General features: G+C 53.9%; 15 protein-coding genes. 5 read left to right on the forward strand and 10 right to left on the reverse strand.

Features of this window, described 5'->3' with window-relative positions; genetic code table 11:
* Positions 1 to 29: 29 nt before the first annotated feature.
* The 6 genes from NST23_RS20675 to NST23_RS20700 form a co-directional block, all read right to left on the reverse strand.
* Complete coding sequence (locus NST23_RS20675; protein WP_274874175.1) at positions 30 to 1,331, reverse strand: MFS transporter; 1,302 nt, start codon at positions 1,329 to 1,331, stop codon at positions 30 to 32.
* Between the two features lie 66 nt (positions 1,332 to 1,397).
* Positions 1,398 to 2,000 carry a TetR/AcrR family transcriptional regulator gene (locus tag NST23_RS20680; RefSeq protein ID WP_217022351.1) on the reverse strand — a complete coding sequence of 201 codons (603 nt, stop codon included), beginning with the start codon at positions 1,998 to 2,000 and terminating at the stop codon, positions 1,398 to 1,400.
* Positions 2,001 to 2,120: 120 nt separating this feature from the next.
* Entirely contained in the window at positions 2,121 to 3,557 is a 1,437-nt protein-coding gene (gene pepV / locus NST23_RS20685; RefSeq protein WP_122963863.1) for a dipeptidase PepV, read from the reverse strand.
* Complete coding sequence (locus NST23_RS20690; RefSeq protein ID WP_122963862.1) at positions 3,544 to 4,275, reverse strand: GTP pyrophosphokinase; 732 nt, start codon at positions 4,273 to 4,275, stop codon at positions 3,544 to 3,546. The genes pepV and NST23_RS20690 overlap by 14 nt, the downstream gene beginning before the upstream one ends.
* A 135-nt stretch (positions 4,276 to 4,410) precedes the next feature.
* Positions 4,411 to 6,483: a methyl-accepting chemotaxis protein gene (locus NST23_RS20695; protein ID WP_122963861.1), complete on the reverse strand. Its 2,073-nt coding sequence runs from the start codon at positions 6,481 to 6,483 to the stop codon at positions 4,411 to 4,413.
* A 109-nt stretch (positions 6,484 to 6,592) separates the two neighbouring features.
* Entirely contained in the window at positions 6,593 to 7,066 is a 474-nt protein-coding gene (locus tag NST23_RS20700) for an N-acetyltransferase (RefSeq protein ID WP_340964497.1), read from the reverse strand.
* A gap of 197 nt (positions 7,067 to 7,263) precedes the next feature.
* On the opposite strand from NST23_RS20700, the gene NST23_RS20705 reads away from it, so the two are divergent.
* Complete coding sequence (locus NST23_RS20705; RefSeq protein ID WP_063227964.1) at positions 7,264 to 7,857, forward strand: TetR/AcrR family transcriptional regulator; 594 nt, start codon at positions 7,264 to 7,266, stop codon at positions 7,855 to 7,857.
* Positions 7,858 to 7,895: 38 nt separating this feature from the next.
* Here NST23_RS20705 and NST23_RS20710 read toward each other — a convergent pair whose 3' ends face one another.
* On the reverse strand, positions 7,896 to 9,587 hold the full coding sequence (locus NST23_RS20710) for a peptide ABC transporter substrate-binding protein (RefSeq protein WP_370641081.1): 1,692 nt from the start codon (positions 9,585 to 9,587) through the stop codon (positions 7,896 to 7,898).
* A gap of 3 nt (positions 9,588 to 9,590) precedes the next feature.
* Positions 9,591 to 9,764 carry a hypothetical protein gene (locus tag NST23_RS20715; protein ID WP_167470274.1) on the reverse strand — a complete coding sequence of 58 codons (174 nt, stop codon included), beginning with the start codon at positions 9,762 to 9,764 and terminating at the stop codon, positions 9,591 to 9,593.
* Between the two features lie 77 nt (positions 9,765 to 9,841).
* Between NST23_RS20715 and NST23_RS20720 the strand changes: the two genes are divergently transcribed.
* The 3 genes from NST23_RS20720 to NST23_RS20730 are packed head-to-tail and all read left to right on the forward strand — an operon-like array spanning position 9,842 to position 12,835.
* The gene (locus NST23_RS20720) at positions 9,842 to 10,096 is read left to right on the forward strand and encodes a hypothetical protein (RefSeq protein WP_170205899.1); all 255 of its coding nucleotides are present in this window, start codon (positions 9,842 to 9,844) and stop codon (positions 10,094 to 10,096) included.
* A complete protein-coding gene (locus NST23_RS20725; RefSeq protein ID WP_173596813.1) occupies positions 10,081 to 12,573 on the forward strand; it encodes a U32 family peptidase in 2,493 nt (830 codons plus the stop codon). Before NST23_RS20720 ends, NST23_RS20725 begins: the two co-directional genes overlap by 16 nt.
* Positions 12,574 to 12,604: 31 nt before the next feature.
* Positions 12,605 to 12,835 (forward strand): DUF1128 domain-containing protein, encoded by a 231-nt coding sequence (locus NST23_RS20730; protein WP_063227962.1) that lies wholly within the window; start codon positions 12,605 to 12,607, stop codon positions 12,833 to 12,835.
* A 105-nt stretch (positions 12,836 to 12,940) separates the two neighbouring features.
* Here the strand turns inward: NST23_RS20730 and NST23_RS20735 are convergent, their stop codons facing one another.
* Together NST23_RS20735 and fabF are read right to left on the reverse strand one after the other, a co-directional pair.
* Entirely contained in the window at positions 12,941 to 14,437 is a 1,497-nt protein-coding gene (locus NST23_RS20735) for a DHA2 family efflux MFS transporter permease subunit (protein ID WP_122963857.1), read from the reverse strand.
* A gap of 883 nt (positions 14,438 to 15,320) precedes the next feature.
* Positions 15,321 to 16,559: a beta-ketoacyl-ACP synthase II gene (fabF, locus tag NST23_RS20740; protein WP_173596812.1), complete on the reverse strand. Its 1,239-nt coding sequence runs from the start codon at positions 16,557 to 16,559 to the stop codon at positions 15,321 to 15,323.
* A 128-nt stretch (positions 16,560 to 16,687) separates the two neighbouring features.
* On the opposite strand from fabF, the gene NST23_RS20745 reads away from it, so the two are divergent.
* A complete protein-coding gene (locus NST23_RS20745) occupies positions 16,688 to 17,551 on the forward strand; it encodes a helix-turn-helix transcriptional regulator (protein WP_242774830.1) in 864 nt (287 codons plus the stop codon).
* The last annotated feature ends 137 nt before the right edge of the window (positions 17,552 to 17,688 follow it).

Here is a 17,688-nt window from a genome sequence, read left to right on the forward strand (position 1 = left end):
CTTGAACGCTAGACAGAGAGAAAGCAAGCTCAGGCTCCGGTCTGGATCGGGGCGGCAGAAGTCTCGGGTTCTTGCGCAAGCCGTTTGGTGATAACTGCGAACATGCCCACGCTGACAGCTCCCATGCAGGCAAATCCGGCACTGAGAAGCAGCGGCGGCACCCAGGCGCTGATGAGAATAAACACGCCGGCGCTGCTGACTCCCACGATGTTGAGCAAGGAATAAACCGCCATGTACGTGCTTCGCGCATCATCTGGCACCATGTTCGCCAGCATCGTTTGCTTTGTAGGGATGTGCATCAACTCGCCGATCGTCGCTACGAGCATCGCAAACAGCAACAGCCATGGCGAGGCGCTGTAGCTGATCACGGTGTAGCCGCTGAAAAAAAGCACGAGACCCCACAGCAAGCTGGCGCGCTCCTTGACCTTTTTCATCAGCAGGGAGACGAGTCCGGTCAGGCATACAACCAGGAGCGTATTCTCCGATCTCAGTATCCCCAGCATGTTCATTCCGTCTACCTGAAAGGCGAGAAACGGCAGGAGCGCTTGCGGTTCCGCCAGCTCCTTCACCAGGCGAATCCCGATGGCGTTCGTCAATTGTTCTTCCACCGAGATGATCAGCAAGCTTGCCAGAGCGAACCTCATGAACCATTTTTGGCGAAAAACGCTCGCGTACGCCGTCAGCATCCGACTGAACTTCCGCCCTTCGCCGCCTCTTGTCTGCGCTTCCTTTTTGCCGGGCTGGCTTTGGCTTTTCGGCACATACGTCTCGCCAATGTACAAAATCGTGATGAGCAAAGAAATAGCCGTGCTGCAAGCGACTCCGGCAAACAGCCAAAAGTGATGCTCCTTGAACAAAAAAGCTCCGATCATGCCGCCAGCCGCACCCGCGAGATTGTTGAGCCAGTACAAAGCCGTAAAGATCGCGCGCCGATTGTCGGGACGGCTGACATCGATAATCAACGCCTGGTAAACAGGTCCCGCCGCGCCTGTGCACAGTTGAATGAACACAAACAAGCCAAACGTCACATACGGCAGCTGATACCCCGGCGCATTTACCCAGGCAACCGCACTAAAACCTGCAAAAATAACCGCTTCACATGTGACGATCACTTTTTTCCGGCCGATCCGGTCCGCTGCATATCCCCCGGCAAACGTCCCGAGAATGCTCGCCGCCATGACCCCGATGAACATCATTCCGGTGACGGCTGTGCCCAGTTGGCTGGAGAAAAAGACGATCAAGTACGGCACAACAGACATCACCGCCAGATTCGTCCAAAATTGCAGGACCATCCGAATGCGAATCGTTCGGTCAAACGCGAAAATGCCCACGCGCGATTCCTCCTTTTTACGATTGATCAATCAATCATTTATTGGTCATAAAAAGAGCGAACACGGTTAGTCGGTCTTCGCTCCAAAAAGCTGCATGGCAAACGGCACAAATTGTTCCCACATCTGGCTGTCTGGCGAGTCGATGAGATTCACCCGCAGGCCGATCAAAAAGCTGGTGTAGGCAGTCGCAGCGTACTTGGCATCCTGGATTTGCAGCTCGCCCCGCTCCTGGCCGTTTTTCACAAGCTCGCCGATTTTCGCCCGAAACGTATTGTGAAAAGCGTCCAGCTCGGCAAACGCTTCGGCAAAGCGGTTGTGATAGCCGATGACCTGCACGACCAGCCGCAAGTACGGGCCGAAGCTCGAAAAGATTTTGATATGCTTTGCCACCATGTTCCAAAGCTCTTGCGTCGGCTGCTTGGCGTTCGGATCAAAGTCGAGCAGCTTAGGTGCGTACACTTGCAACGGCTCCACGACTGCCGCGAAAAAGAGCTGGTCTTTGTTTTCAAAATACGTAAACACACTGCCAAAGCTGACGCCTGACGCCTTCGCTACTTTCGCAATCGTCGTATCGTTATAGCCGTGCTCGGCAAACATCAGAGTGGCTTGCTCCAATATCGTCTCGCGCTTCTGTTTCATTTTTTGGACTTGCGAATCGGACAGGGCCATGCAAACACGTCTCCTCATGGATGATTACTCAATCAATCGTACTTCCAAAGTATAAACCGCGCTCCCACAAATTGTAAAGGGGATGCAGCCAATCGCCGCATCCCCGGATTATCCTGTCGATTATTTTGCCAGCTCGTAAATCGCCTGAGCGTAGATCGCTGTCGCCTTGACCAGATCGTCGACCAAAATGTACTCATCGCGCTGATGGGCACTGTCCGGGCGTCCCGGGAACAGCGGGCCAAACGCTACGCCCACATCCAGGGAGCGGCCGTAAGTGGCACCTCCAATGGCGATAATGCCTGCCTCTTCCCCTGTCTGTTCCGTGTACACCTTTTGCAGGGTAGTGACCAGCGGGTGATTCGGGTCGACGCGGTGCGGAGTCAGGTGCTCCACGACTTGCAAGTCAAAAGCAGCCGCAGCGAATCGGTCTGCGAGAGTCGTCGACCACTTCTCGAACGAGATCGAGTGCGGATAGCGAATGTTCAAGCGGAACAGCGCGTCTCCTTCCGCTTCATACTCCAGCACGCCCGTGTTCAATGTGAGCGCGCCCATCTCCTCGTCGTCATGGGCGATGCCGATCGCTTGTCCGTCATGCTGCTTGTGCAAGTAGCAATCTGCTGCGGCAACGTACACAGCCGCACGCGCGTCCAATGTCAGTGTGTGCAGGAAGTGGAGCAGCTCGGTACCTGCGTTGACCCCTTTTTTCGGGTCCATGCCGTGGACAGAGACGCCTTCCATATGCAGCACGACCAAGCTGTCTTTTGCTTCCGCCTGCCCCTTCAAACCTGTTTGCTCCAAGTGCTTCTCGTAACGCTCCACAATCGCCTGACTGTCCAGTCCCTGTGGCGCCAGCTTCGCTGTTCCTTTGTCCGGCACCATGTTCATGCGCAGGCCGGATTGGAAGGACACGAGCTTGGCGTCTGCCTGCTCGACAGCCGAAGCGCCGAGCTTTTGGAACGCTTCATACGATTGGGACAGCGTCAAGTCAGTCAAACCTTTTTCGGCATAGATCAGCGGAAAATCGGCGTCAGGCGTGAAGCCCATCGTCGGCATTTCTTCCGTTTCAAAATACGTTTTCACGCATTGCCAGCTGGACTCTTCGTCCGTCCCGAAAATGAAGCGGACGCGCTTGGAAAGAGGCAGTCCCAGTCCGAGCACCACTTTGGCTGCAAAAATCGCCGCCATGGTCGGCCCCTTGTCGTCAATCGCTCCGCGCGCGACCAGCTTCCCGTCTACGATTTCGGCGGCGTATGGCGGAGTGCTCCAGCCATCCCCTTCCGGTACGACATCGACGTGGCTCAAAATGCCGACCAGCTCTTCCCCTTGCCCGAACTCGGCGTGAGCGGCATACCCGCGAACATCCTTGGTCGTCATTCCGGCTTGCTTGCATACGTCCAGGGCAAAATCCAGCGCTTCGCGAATGCCTTTGCCAAAAGGCGCTCCTTCGCCAGCCGTAGCAGGGTCGAGCACGCTTTTGATCCGCAAAAAGTCCTGCGTCGTCGCGATCAGCTCATCCTTGAGTTTATTCGTTTCTTCCAGCCAATTAATGGTCGTCATTTTCGTTTTCTTTCCTTTCGTGTGCGCTGCTTTCCATCATTCCAGCGTCAATGTCCAGGTCCAGCTCCACCAGCGAGAGCAGCGATTCCATCGGCACTTCCTTTTTCGTGAACTCGGCCTGTGCTTCCTTGATCTCGTCGCGGATGTTGTTCATCTCGCTGTCCAGCTTGTACGAAGCTTTGGCGGCCTCAAACAGCCGCTGGCGAATGTTCGACGGAATGATTCCTTCGTATTTGTAATTCAGCGAGTGTTCAATCGTCGCCCAAAAGTTCATTCCGAGTGTACGAATTTGGATTTCCACCGGGATCGTCACTTGTCCGCCCGCCATCATGATCGGGTATTCGACCGCCAGGTGATAGCCGCGATAACCGCTTTCTTTTGGCGTGGACACGTAGTCTTTTTCCAAATAGACGCGCATGTCGCCGCGCTTGCGGATCATCTCCACCACCGCGGGAATGTCGTCGATAAACTGACAGATGACGCGCACGCCCGCGATGTCCCTGATCTCCCAGCATATATTTTCATCAATCGGAAATTGCAGGCGGTTTGCTTTGTTGTAGATGCTCGGAATCGATTTGACCCGGCCCACGGCGAACTCGATAGGCGAATGCTCCTTGCGCTTGCGCAGCTCGTTGCGGATATTTTTAATTTTGACTTTGATCTCTTCTACAGCTTGCTCGAACGGCAGCAAATAAAGTTCCCAATCTAGTTTGTGCACGCTTACGTCCCTCCGGCCCGAAACTCTCCATCGTCCTTATCATTCAACATTTTGTGTGAGATATCCTTCCAAAATGCAAAAAGAGCCGGGAAAACGAACATTTCCCGGCAACGTTATGCGATTTTCCCCGCCTGGTTACTTGAGGACAAATGCGGCCAGCGAGCCGCGCAAATCGTCGGCCAGCTTCGCCAGCTGATCGGCAGATTGGGCGATCAGTTCCATCGCTGCGCTTTGCTCCTCCACCGCAGCAGAGATGCTTTGCACGCCTGCCGTAGCTTGTACGGAAGCAGCCGAAACTTCTTTGGCGACGACGACGACTTGCTGCGCATCCGGGGCCATCCGCGCGAAGGCGTCGCTGACCCGCCGGATTTCCTCCGACACGCGCAAAATGTTTTGCTCGATATGCTGGAACATTTCCCCCGACTGGCGGGCAGTTTTCATGCCGTGCGCCGTCGTCTCTGCTCCCTCGGCCATTTTTGCCACCGCGATCGCCGTGTCGTTTTGTACGTCATTGATCATGCGCACGATTTGCTGCGCAGCCTCGTTCGTGCCCTCGGACAGCTTGCGGACTTCTCCGGCGACGACTGCAAAGCCTTTGCCGTGCTCTCCGGCACGCGCTGCCTCGATCGCCGCATTCAAAGCCAGCAAGTTCGTCTGTCTGGCAATTTCCGTAATGACCGCAATGATCCGCGATATATCTTGCGAGCGCTGCTCCAGGACGTGGATCACAGAAGTGGCAGCTTCTACCGAGCGGTTGATTTCCTCCATGCTGAGAATGACCGCAGTCACTGCTTCCCTGCCTTCCTCTGCGTGCTGCTTCATCTCGGTCGAGGACAGCGTGACTTGCTGCACATTTTGCGTGACCCCCGCTACGTCATTCGTCAAGTCCACGGCCAGATTCAGCGTTTGCCCCATTTTCTCCATCTGGTTCTCACTCGAAGCTGCCACCTGATCGACCACCTGCACAATTTGCTGGCTCGATGCGGCAATCTCGTTCGTGTTCCCGTGAATTTCCCGCACGGCGTGTGCCACAGATGCTGCCGCTTGTCCGACTTGCAAAAGAATGCCTTGCAGTTGCTTCTGCATCGCCGACAGCGAACGGGCAAGCTCGCCCAGCTCGTCTTTGCGCTTCAAAAGTTTGCTTGGAAACGAGGTCGTGAAGTCGCCTTTTCCGATCCGTTCTGCGGCCAGGAGCATTCCGCTGAAAGAACGGCGCAGCCAGCCTGCCGTGTAGAGCGAAATCGCCACGATGAGCAAGAGCACCGCCCCGTTGAAAACGACCATCGCCGTTTGAATCCGGCTTGGCCCCGCCAAAATTTCCGTCATGTCCATCTCGGCGAGAATGACCCATGTATGCTTCGCTACTTTGATCTGGTCATAGGAAACGAGAACGGGCTGTCCGCGATAATCGACACTCTCCTGCGTCCCTGAAAACCCTTCGGACTGGAAAGCCTGCCCGATGATCGGCGTGTCTACGACCTGCTTGAGAATCGTCTCCTCGCCGCTTCCCAACTGCGAACGCATCAGCTTGTCCGGCCCGACGAGATAAATTTTTCCGGTTTCGCCCAAGCCCTCTCTCTGGTTCAAGAGGCGGGAGATGTAATCGAGCGGCACTTCGACCGCGAGCTGCCCCATCATATAGCCTTTTTCGTAAATCGGAGCCGCAATGTAGACACCTGGCACATTGCCTGACGGTTCATACCTGCCCAGATCAGACACCTCGGCGCTCTGTCCCTTCACGACCTGCTGAACAGTCTTGCCCAATACGGAGCTTGCATGCGGGCCTGTCAGCAAATTGGTGCCAAAATCCGCTTGCGGCTTTGTCTCGTACACGATCTCGCCTGTTTCACTGAGCAAAAAGGCGTTGGAAAACCCGTAGCGCGCGACTTCCATCTTCAACTCTTTGGCGTAGGACAGCTCTGCCTCTTTGTAGGCGGCAGACTCCCTGCCTCCTTGCCACAACTCGGAAAAGACAGAAACGGCAGAGATTACTGTTCCGGAGGCCGCCAGCGTATCGACGTTTTTCGTGCGCTCCCGCAAGTAATTCTCCACCTGCTCCTTGTTGCTGATTCGCAACGCTTCCAGCTTGGCTGCACTGCCATTCAGCAATTCCTGTTTCGTCTCTTGGTAAGCAAACACTCCTGCCGCGGTCAATGGTACGATACTCGCGACCAGGAGCACGATCAGTACGCGCGCGCCCAGCTTCATGGAAAGCCCCCCAATTCGAACATCTTTTCTGATTCAATATTCTCTATATTTTTATTATTGTTACGAATATAGTACCAGAAAAGAAAAAAGGAAGGCTATACCAAATGTATCAGGCAGTCTCGAAAATCATTGCGATTTCGTCGCACATGGGCAGCTTGGAACAGTTAATGCAGTCTTTCCACACTTTTTGCGGCAACGTTTCCTTCGCTACGATCCAAAATCCGCACTTTTCAAAGAACACTTTTTGATAGGTTAGCGCAAGCACACGGTTAATGCCCAGGTTGCGGCACTGGTCTACGAGATGAAGGACGAGATGCTTGCCCACGCCCATCCCTTTTGCTTTTTCCGATATCGCCAGGGAGCGGATTTCCGCCAGGTCCTCCCATAAAATATGCAGTCCGGCAACGCCAACCACTGTATCTCCATCATGAGCGACGATAAATGACTGCAAATTTTCACAGACAGAAAGTTTCGTTCGCGGCAACATCAATCCCTGTTGTGCATATTCATTAATGATTTTCAACATGGCATCGACGTCCTTCATCATTGCCTGACGTACTGTCAGCGCTTTTGCAACGCTCATTTTACTCTCCTCCACCCCATGCTCTAACAGCTCGGTATGATTAAATATTTATTCATTATAGTATATAAATATACATTCGACTCGCACAGAAGTCTATCCCTTTTTTTGCCCTTTTGCTCCTGAAATGTACGGAAAATTCTTTTGTAAGTAAGTGTTATGTTATAATCATACAAACGAGCAGAGGAGGTACTACCTTTTTGACGACGAGACGGGAGAGAAAAAAGCGGGAAACACGCGAAAAAATCTTCAACGCTGCCATCAAGCTGTTCAAGCAGCACGGCTTTGAAGCAACGACCATCGACATGATCTCGGAAGAAGCAGATGTCGCTCGCGGCACCATTTTTCTGCATTTCACGTCAAAGGAAGCAATCCTCGCCAACTGGGGATATGAACGGCTTCACGAAATCGAAGAACGCCGTGCGGAGTGGGACTACGGGGACGATTGCAAATCCAAGGTTCTGCGGATTTACAAAATCATGAACGAAGTGACGATCACCAATTTTGATTTCATCAAAGTCGTCGTGGAATCGTCGATGAAGCATCGCAAAGTGCTGGAGAACGAAAAGAACATGTACTTTGAGCTGCGCCAGCTTTTTGCAGACCTGATCGAAGAAGCGCAGGATCGGCAACAGCTGAAGGCCAAGTTCAATCCGCTCGTGGCGGCAAACATGTTGGAAAACATCTACTACAACGCGCTGTATGACTGGGTGCGCAGCGAAGGCGCCTGGGCGCTGGAAGAAATAATGGAAGAGAAGGTCTCGATTGTATTCGAAGGGCTGGTCGTGGATTAATCCAAGCGACCAGCCCTTCACATTTTTGTTAGGAACGATTATTCAAAATAGGCCCATTTGTACTGCGCATTGCCCAGCCCGGAAATGACGACATCTTTCAAGTTCGGATTTTTCGCGTAAACTGTGGATTTGAAGTAGAACGGAATTACTGGCATTTCATCCACCAGCAGCTTTTCTGCATCCTGCAAGATCGCCTTGCGTTTGGCAGCATCCTTTTCCTTGGAAGACTTGGCGAGCAGCTCGGCGTATGCCTTGCTTTCCCATCCGGTGTGGTTGTTGCCTTCTTTCGTGCGGAAAATTTCCAGGAAGTTGATCGGATCGTTGAAATCGCCTGTCCAACCCATGCGGGCTACCTGGAACTTGCCATTTTTCACGTTTTCGTAGTACACGTTCCACTCTTGGTTCTCCAGCTTCACTTGTACTCCGAGATTTTTTTGCCACATGTCTTGCACGGCTTGCGCGATTTTGGTCTGCGCTTCTTCTGTGTTGTAGGAGAGCGTGATTGGCGGCAGCTTGTCGGCGCTCGCGTATCCTTCTTCCTTCATGCCTTCTGCCAGAAGCTGTTTCGCTTTTTCCACATCGTTGTCCTTGAACAAGCCTTGCGTGTTTTCTGCAAACATGGTCGGAGGCACTACGGCTGTCGCAACCAGTTCGCCGCCTTGCGTCACGTTGTCGACGATGTCTTGGCGGCTGATCGCCAGTGCGAACGCTTGGCGAATTTTTTTGTTATTGAACGGTTTTTGTTGCGTATTGAACTCGTACCAGTACGTTCCTGCTTTCGGCGTAATCTCCAGAAGACCTTTTTCCTTCAGCGTCTGCATCGCGTCGAGCGGCAAGTTTCCGGTAGGCGCTCCTGCCCAGTCCAGATCGCCGTTCTCCAGCATGGACAACTCGGTATTGGCGTCATTGATGATGTTCATTTCGATTTTCGTCAGCTTGACTGTGCCAGCATCCCAGTAGTTCTCGTTTTTCTCCAGCACCAGCTTGTTTTTGTGATCCCAGGAAGTCAGCTTGAACGGTCCGTTCGAAGTGTAGTTCGGACCTGCGTCCTTCGCCCAATCCGGGTGCTCTTTCGCTACTTTTGTGTTAACCGGGAAGTAGCTGTAGAAAGCGGTCAGCTCCAGGAAAAACGGCGTCGGGTTTTCCAACTGGACGACCAGTGTCTTGTCATCCGTCGCTTTTACCCCGATCTCTTCCGGCTTTGCTTTTCCGCTGAATGCCGCTTCTGCATTTTTCACATAAAAGAGCTGGTAGGCGTATTCGGAACCGTTTTTCGCGTCCAATACCCATTTCCAGGCGTTCTCGAAGTCGTGTGCCGTTACCGGATCACCGTTTGACCATTTGGCATTGTCCCGCAGTGTAAAGGTATAGGTGAGCAGATCGTCGGACGCTTTGATTTCTTGGGCAATCGCCGGTTGTGGCACGCCGTCTTTGTCGATTCGTGTCAGTCCCTCAAACGTCTGGAAAATGACATTGGAAGACCATACATCTGTAATCATTCCCGGATGCAGAGAAAGCGGCTCCGTAAAGTTGTTCAGTCGGAGCACCTGCTCAGGCTGTTTGGTTTCCTTCGCTGGTGCCGGCTGAGTTGTCGCCTGTTGCGATGGCTGGGCTGGTTTTGCGGCTTCCGGTGCCTGTCCGCACGCCGCCAGAGATACGGTCAAGCCTGTCGCGAGTACCGCTTTGACCGTTTTATTCCACCAGTTGCTGTTCTTGTTTGCTGTCATCATCGTTTATTCCCCTTTTTTAGGGAGCCGTTGTTGTCCATTCTGCTGTTGCCATTCTTTCAGCTCGTCTTTGATTTGGTATAGTTCTGCCCGGGTTTCAAGCTTAAACGCTTTTAACTCGCTTTTGATGCAGGCAAGCTCATGAAACAGCTTGTCCCACATTTCCTGGTCCTGTGCCATGTTCGCCTCCTTTCTGCGCTGCTGTTGCCAGTTGTCATTCGGCTAGATCACGAGCCGAGCTATAAGCTGTGCAAACGATGGCTATAATGGTGGGGAAGCTTGTTGCTCAAAAAAATCCACGAATTTTGTCGATTTGGCTGATCATTCCATTGTGGAATCTTTTGATTTTTCTTACAGAATACCATCAAACTCACACTTACTGGAAGCGACAATTTTCAACATTTGGAGAAGTGGAGGTTTTTGTTGCGGGAGCAAGGACATTTCCCTATGATGAAGAAGAGCTTTTTTTAAAGACCTTGGAGGTAATGACATACACATGCGAAACAACATAAAGCGTGAAGATATTGAGCTGTTGGCCCCCGCAGGCAACTGGGACTGTTTGAAAGCCGCCGTCGCGAATGGTGCCAACGCCATCTTTTTCGGTGTAGAAAAGTTCAACGCACGCGCACGCGCGGAGAACTTTCAAATGGCTGAGCTGCCTGAGATTATGGCTTACTTGCATATGTACGGTGTAAAAGGTTTTCTTACCTTTAATATTCTCGTATTCGAAAACGAGCTGGAGGATGCCCGCGAGCTGATTGACGCCTGTATTCACGCCGGGGTGGACGCGGTTATCGTCCAGGACCTCGGTCTGGTGAAGCTGATTCGCGAAATCTCCCCTGACTTCCCGATCCACGGCTCCACGCAGATGACGATCACTTCCCCGGAAGCTGTCGAATTTACGAAACCATTCGACATGGAACGCGTCGTTTTGGGCCGGGAAAATTCCTTGAAGGAAATCAAGAAGATCGGCGAAAAAGCGAAGCTGCCGATGGAAGTTTTTGTCCACGGCGCTTTGTGCGTCTCCTACTCCGGTCAGTGTCTGACTTCGGAAATGTGGGGCGGCCGCTCTGCCAACCGCGGCGAGTGCGCCCAGGCTTGCCGACTGCCGTACGATTTGATCGTGGACGGCGTGCAAAAGGATATGGGCAACATCGCCTACGTCCTCTCGCCAAAAGATCTGGCTGCCGTCGACCTGGTTCCCGAGCTGATCGAGGCAGGCGTCACTTCTTTTAAAATCGAAGGGCGTCTGAAATCTCCGGAGTACGTAGCCAACGTGGTCAGCAAATACAACGCGGCAATCGAGCGCTATTTTGCCGGACAAGACACAGGCCCGTCGGAAATAGAAATTCGCGAGTTGCAGCAAAGCTTTTCCCGTGGTTTCACCCACGGATTTTTGGAAGGAACGAACAACAAGCAGCTCATAGATGGATCGTTCCCGAAAAGCCGCGGCGTCTTTTTAGGCACAGTGAAAAAATTGTTGGGCACAAGCGTGCTCGTGGAAATTGCTGCTCCTGTCAAACGCGGTGACGGCATCGTGTTCGACGCGGGCGACCCGACGCAAAAAGAAGAAGGCGGACGCGTCTACGATATTTTGTCCCGCGGCAAAAAGATCGAGGGCGAAGTGGAAAAAGGCGTGTACGAGATCGTGATGGGCCGAAACGACGTCAACCTGAAACGACTCCACGTAGGCGACCGCGTCTGGAAAACAAGCGATCCCGAGCTTGACCGCCGCCTGCGCAAAACGTTTGAAACGGAAAAGCCGTACCGCACGTTCCCACTGTCGGTGCATGTCAGCGGCAAGCTGGGCGATAAACTCTGCATCACCTGGGTGGACAAACAGGCGAACCACGCTGTCACCGTTCCGTCGGAGAAGCTGCTGGAATCTGCCGTGAAGCGACCGCTGACGCACGAGCTTTTGCATGATCAGCTCAGCCGTCTGGGCGGAACGGTTTACCATCTGGACGCTCACGATTTGACGGTTGACCTTGCCGGAGACTTGATCGTTCCGGTCAGCGAGCTGAACCGGATGCGCCGTGAAGCGGTAGAGCAGCTTGTGTACTTGCGTTCCAAGCCGCCTGTCTACCAGCATCGCGATGTGAATGTGTATGCGGACGTGCCTCGCTCGCAGCCGGTGGAAAAGCCGCTGTTGACAGCTTTGTGCCGCTCGCTGGAACAACTGGAAGCTGCGGCGCAAACGGACGTCGATTTCCTTTACGCGGACTTCGAATTTGTCAAACAGTATCCAGAAGGCGTCAAGCTGGCGCACAAATACGGCAAGAAAATCGGGATTGCCACGATGCGCATCCACATGCCGGATGAAAACGGCGTGCTCGCCCTGATTGCCAAAAGCAAGCCGGACGCGATTTTGGTGCGCAATACAGGGGCACTCTACTACTACCTGTCCCGCAAGGATGAGATCGACATCCCGCTGATCGGCGATTTCTCCCTGAACGTGGCCAACCATAAAGCGGTGGAGCTGTTCCTCGAAGCTGGCCTGACACGGGTCACACCTTCGTATGATCTGAACATCCAGCAAATGGTGGACTTGCTCAGCCGCTCCAACGCAGCAAACATGGAGCTGGTCATCCATCAGCATATGCCGATGTTCCATACCGAGCACTGCGTATACTGCACGTTCATGAGTGAGGGAACCGACCATACCAACTGCGGAACCCCATGCGAAACCTCTCGCATCTCGCTCAAGGATCGCGTCGGCTTCTCGCATCCGGTGCGGGTAGATACCGGCTGCCGCAACACGGTGTACAACGCCATCGACCAGTCTGGCGCGGAGTATTTGAAAGAGTTCCGCTCCCTGAATGTAGGCAGCTACCGCATCGAGTTTCTGGAAGAAGAACCGGAGCGCGTGCGTGAAGTCATCAGCCTGTATCGTAAGGCTCTGCGCGGAGAAGTTAGCGGCACACACGTATGGCGCACGCTGAAAGCGACCAACCAGCTCGGCGTCACGCGTGGACAGCTGACCAAATAACAAGCAGCGTTTTTGGAGAGGAGACCAAGCAATGGCAGATTTGAAAGAGGCAACCCAGGAAAATTTGGCGGTTCTGATCGAGGGCATCAAAGCCAAGCTCAACATGGCGAACACAGCGGTTATGCGCCCGGAAGATTTTGACCTCGCCCACTACGAAGACCTTTTGTACCTGTACAACATGGTGCAGAAAAAAACGGCGTTTGGCATCAATGAGATGACGGCGATCGTCGAAGAATTAGGGGCTATGAGAAAACAAGGCTAGTACGCAGCACGCGTCAAAAAGCGGCGCCTCCCTTTTGCGGAAGCGGCGCTTTTTTTTATGTTATGGTTTTTGGTTTTTTTATGGCTTTTGGCGGACTCCGCTTGCTTACGACGGCTGGGGTACTCTTTTTTGTGCGGCAGCCTCTTGTCTTCGCGGCGTTTTGTTGCCGAGGAACAGCGCCAAAACGAGCGCGATGACGGTAAACAGCGTGGCGATCATAAAGGCATCGTTTGTGCCCATGGCAATTCCTTGCTTCGTCGCCAGCTGCATCTGGGCGAGGTCAGCCGGGTTGAGGTGCTGGCTTCGGACGATATCCGCCGTGTGGGCTGCGCTTTTCGTCGTCATGATCGTGACGAACAACGCTGTGCCGAGCGCTCCCCCTATCGCGTTGATCGTGTTGGACATCGCCGTCCCGTGCGGATTGAGCTGCAATGGCAGGGCGTTCAAGCCTGACGTCATGACGGGCATCATCAGCATCGACAGTCCGAACATGCGCACGGTGTAAAGCGTCACCAAGTAGCTGTAGCTTGTCGAGAGGCTCAGCTTCGTGAAGCCGTAAGTCGTGACGATCGTGATAATGAGTCCGATCAGGGCGAGCCATTTTGCGCCAAACTTGTCAAACAGCTTGCCTGTGATCGGAGACATGATGCCCATGATGATGCTCCCCGGCAAAAGCAGCAAGCCTGATTGCACAGGTGTGAAGTGCAGGATGTTTTGCACGTAGACAGGCAGGAGAATCATCCCCGAGTAGAGCGACATGTTGACCATCAGGCTGATCAGGACGGCCAACGTGTAGGCCGGAGTTTGAAAGATGCGAAACTCCAGCATCGCATGGTCAATCGACAGCTGCCGCCAGACAAACGCCCCCAAGCTGATACAGCCCACGAGCAACATGCCGATGACTTCTGCACTCCTCCAACCCGCCGCGCCTGCGGAGCTGAAGCCGTAGAGCAGCCCGCCGAAGCCGATCGTCGACAAGACGACTCCCCATGAGTCCAGCTTCGGATTTTGCGTCTCGGTCACATTTTTCAGGACGAAAAAGGACGTGACCAGCACGATCAGCGCAATCGGCAGGACGACGAAAAACAGCAAGCGCCACGAGTAATGCTCGACAATCCACCCGGACAAGGTCGGCCCGATCGCCGGGGCAAAGACCATGGCAATCCCGACGATGCCCATCGCGGAACCGCGCCGATCAGCGGGGAACATGTTGAAAATGACATTGGTCATGAGCGGCATGAGAATCCCTGCCCCCGCTGCTTGCACCACGCGTCCGATCAACATGATCGAGAAGCTGGGGGCAATGCCGCAGATGAGCGTTCCTGCGGCAAAAAGGCTCATTGCGGAAATAAACAGCTGTCTGGTCGTATATTTTTCCATCAGAAAAGCCGTCGTCGGGATCAGGACGCCGTTGACCAGCATGTAAATGGTGATGACCCATTGGGCTGTGGAGGTAGTGATGTGGAATTGCTCCATCAGCTTGGGGAGGGCTACGTTGAGGAGTGTCTGGTTCAGCAGGGCCGCTATCGCTCCGGCAATAATGACGCCGAGAATCGGTGCCCGCTGGATGTTTGTTTCTGTCGCTCCCTGCTCGTTCGTCATGAATGATTCCCCTTTTTTGGTTCTGGTTTTTGTTAGTATGCTGCCTTTTTCCTAGGGGCATTCTTGGAGTTGGCGGGGGGTTCTAGGCGGAATGGTGAATGACTGAAAGATTGCTTGGGATCGTGCTTTGGAGTCTGCTTTATTTCGAAACTTCGGAGATCGCGAAGAAAAGGATGAAGGATTGAAAGATTGGTTTGGGGGGGCGCTTCGTAGTCTGCTTCGTCGGTACTTTTGGCGTGGCGAGGAAAGAGACGAATCGCTGTAGCTTCTTGGGATACCCCCTGTGGGCTTAGACTGCACGGCTCCGGGGAAAAAGCGAAACCGCGTCAAAAGCAGTTGCTCACTGAAGTCGAGGCACGTTGACGCTTAAAACCGTGTTTCGCTTTTTCCTCGGAACCTCGGTCGGTATCCCAAAGAGCTTTCGCCGATTTCGTCTCTTTCCTCGTCAGGGGCGGATGAGTTCGACGGAGGTTTTAAAGAAAGGATGAATGATTGAAAGCTTTGTTTGAGATGGCGCTTCGTAGTCTGCTTCGTCGGTACTTTAGGCGTGGCGAGGAAAGAGACGAATCGCTGTAGCTTCTTGGGATACCCCCTGTTGACTTCACTGCACGGCTCCGGGGAAAAGCGAAACCACGCCAAAAAAGAGATTTCTCATCCCTGATCAACTTTCAAAAAGCACTATCCAACCAAAGCTACACGTCGGCCGAGGAAACAGGGGAAACAAGCGAAAGGGCTTTGGGACTCTTACCGAGACGCAGGCGAAAAAGGAAAACACGCTTTCAGGCGGCAACGTGCGTCCGCTTCCCTGATCTCTAATCAAGCAAAAAAAAAGAGCCTCCCCAAACACCACGGAAGACTCCCTCACTCTAACTTTCTGACTTCCTTACCCCTCGTACTTCCGCAGCACAATCACCGCATTGTGACCACCAAAGCCAAAGGAATTGGACATCCCCACGTTCAGCGCCATGCGCCGGGCTGTATTTGGCACATAGTCCAGGTCACAGACAGGATCGCGCTCGTCCTGGTTGATCGTCGGCGGTACGACTCCCTCCTGAAGGCTCTTGATCAGCGCAATCGCCTCCGCGCCGCCTGCCGCCCCGAACATATGCCCTGTCATCGACTTGTTGGCCGTGATCGGGATGCGCCCGGCGTGGTCGCCCAACAGACGTTTGATCGCCAGCGTCTCCGAACGGTCACCGACTTCCGTACCTGTAGCGTGAGCGCTGATCACATCCAGCTCCGCAGGCTCGATTCCCGCTTCCTCCAGCGCCCATTTCATCGCCCGGTATGGGCCAAGCCCTTCCGGATGGGTAGCAACCATATGGTAGGCGTCGGAGCTTGCTCCGTAGCCGATTACTTCCGCGTAAATCCGAGCGTCACGCTTCCTTGCATGCGAGTAAGACTCCACAATCAGGATACCCGCTCCCTCCGCCATGACAAACCCGTCACGCTTGGCATCAAAAGGGCGGCTCGCCGCAGCCGGATCGTCGTTTCGCGTGGACAAGGCAGTCGCATTGCTGAAGCTCGCCAGCGATACCTCGTTAATCGCGGCTTCCGTTCCTCCGGCAATCACTACGTCAGCTTTGCCCGATTGGATCAGCCGATACGCTTCGCCGATCGAAGTATTGCCAATCGAGCAGGCCGTGACAGGCGACATCGTCGGGCCGTATATGCCGTATTTGATGCTGATCATTGCTGCTGCTATATTGGAGATCAGCATCGGCACCAGCGTAGGGCTGACCCGCTCCGGCCCGCGGCTTCTCAGCGTGTCGTACTGGTCCAATAACGTCTGCACGCCGCCAATTCCAGAGCCGACATAGACGCCTATCCGTTCGCGATCGCAATCGTCGAGCCGGAGTCCTGCATCTGCCAGCGCTTCGTCCGCCGCTGCAATCGCAAACTGGCAAAAGCGGTCCATTCTTCTCGCCTCTTTGCGCCCGAATCGCGCCTCCGGGTCAAAATCCCGGACAAGACCCGCGATTTTCGTTTTAAACCGGGATGTATCAAATATGTCAATGTGGGAGATGCCTGGCTTTCCTTCAACCAGGCTGCTCCAAAATTGCTCGACATTGCTTCCGATAGGGGAAATGACGCCCATCCCCGTAACCACTACTTTCTCCATCATTATCCTCCTTTACAAGCCCTTATGGAAACCATCTTGTCACATGATTTATCCTATTACAAGTTGTTGTTTATCCTAGTATAATAAGTAACAGTTTTACCCATTTTCGACTTGGAAAGGAAGTCCGCATGAACAATCAGACACGCCTGCAAGCACTCTCGTCCTTTTTAAAAGCGCAGCGAGCAAAAATTTTGCCTCAGTCCGTCGGGCTTGCTCCTGGCACAAGGCGGCGGACGCCTGGCCTGCGCCGGGAAGAAGTGGCACAATTGGCAGGGGTAAGCTCCACCTGGTACACGTGGCTGGAACAAGGCCGGGATATCAAAGTATCCCCCTCCGTTCTCGATGCCGTATCCAAAGCACTGCAACTGACTGTCGACGAGCGCAAGTATTTGTACGCGCTCGCCTTGGAAAGCGGCACAACTGTCGGCACCACGCTGCACAAAGACGAGTCGCCCCAGATCAGTCCAGCCCTGGAGCGAATTGTGAACGAGCTGCACTCCTGTCCTGCCATCATCTCGGACAGACGACTCCACATCGTCGGTTGGAACAAAGCGGCGGCGCACGTCTTTCTCGATTTCGAGCAAATACCAGTGGAAGAGCGCAATCTGATCCGACTGTTGTTCACGCGAAAAGAGCTGCGGCGGCTCGCCGTCAACTGGGAGCACTTCGTCAGTGGCTTTCTCGCGATTTTTCGCGCGTACTACGGACAGTACGTGGAAGACGAATGGTACGAGCACTTTTTGCGCGAAATGAGAGACGTCCACCCCGACTTTCATCGGCTGTGGGAACAGAGCGACGTCAGCACGGCTCCTGAGGTGCTGCTGGAGTTTCGCCATGCCAAAGCCGGAAAAATGCAGTTTCACCTCACCTCCCTGCAAGTACAGGGCAGCGCTGACTTGCGTTGCAGCATTTATACCCCGGACCCCCAATCGTCGACCGAAACAAAGCTGCGCCAGCTGATGGACCGCCCCGCTGCGGAGACGCCAGACTGAGCTGGCACGCGCAACGCAAAAAAGACCAGCCCACGCTCATTCGGACAGCCTCTCCTGTTCGCTCTGTCTCACAACAGGAGGGCCAATTCGCTGAACTGTAGCTGGTCATTTTTAAGCGTGCGTGTGTGCAAACATGC

This window comes from Brevibacillus sp. FSL K6-0770, assembly GCF_038000275.1.
GTDB lineage: Bacteria > Bacillota > Bacilli > Brevibacillales > Brevibacillaceae > Brevibacillus > Brevibacillus parabrevis.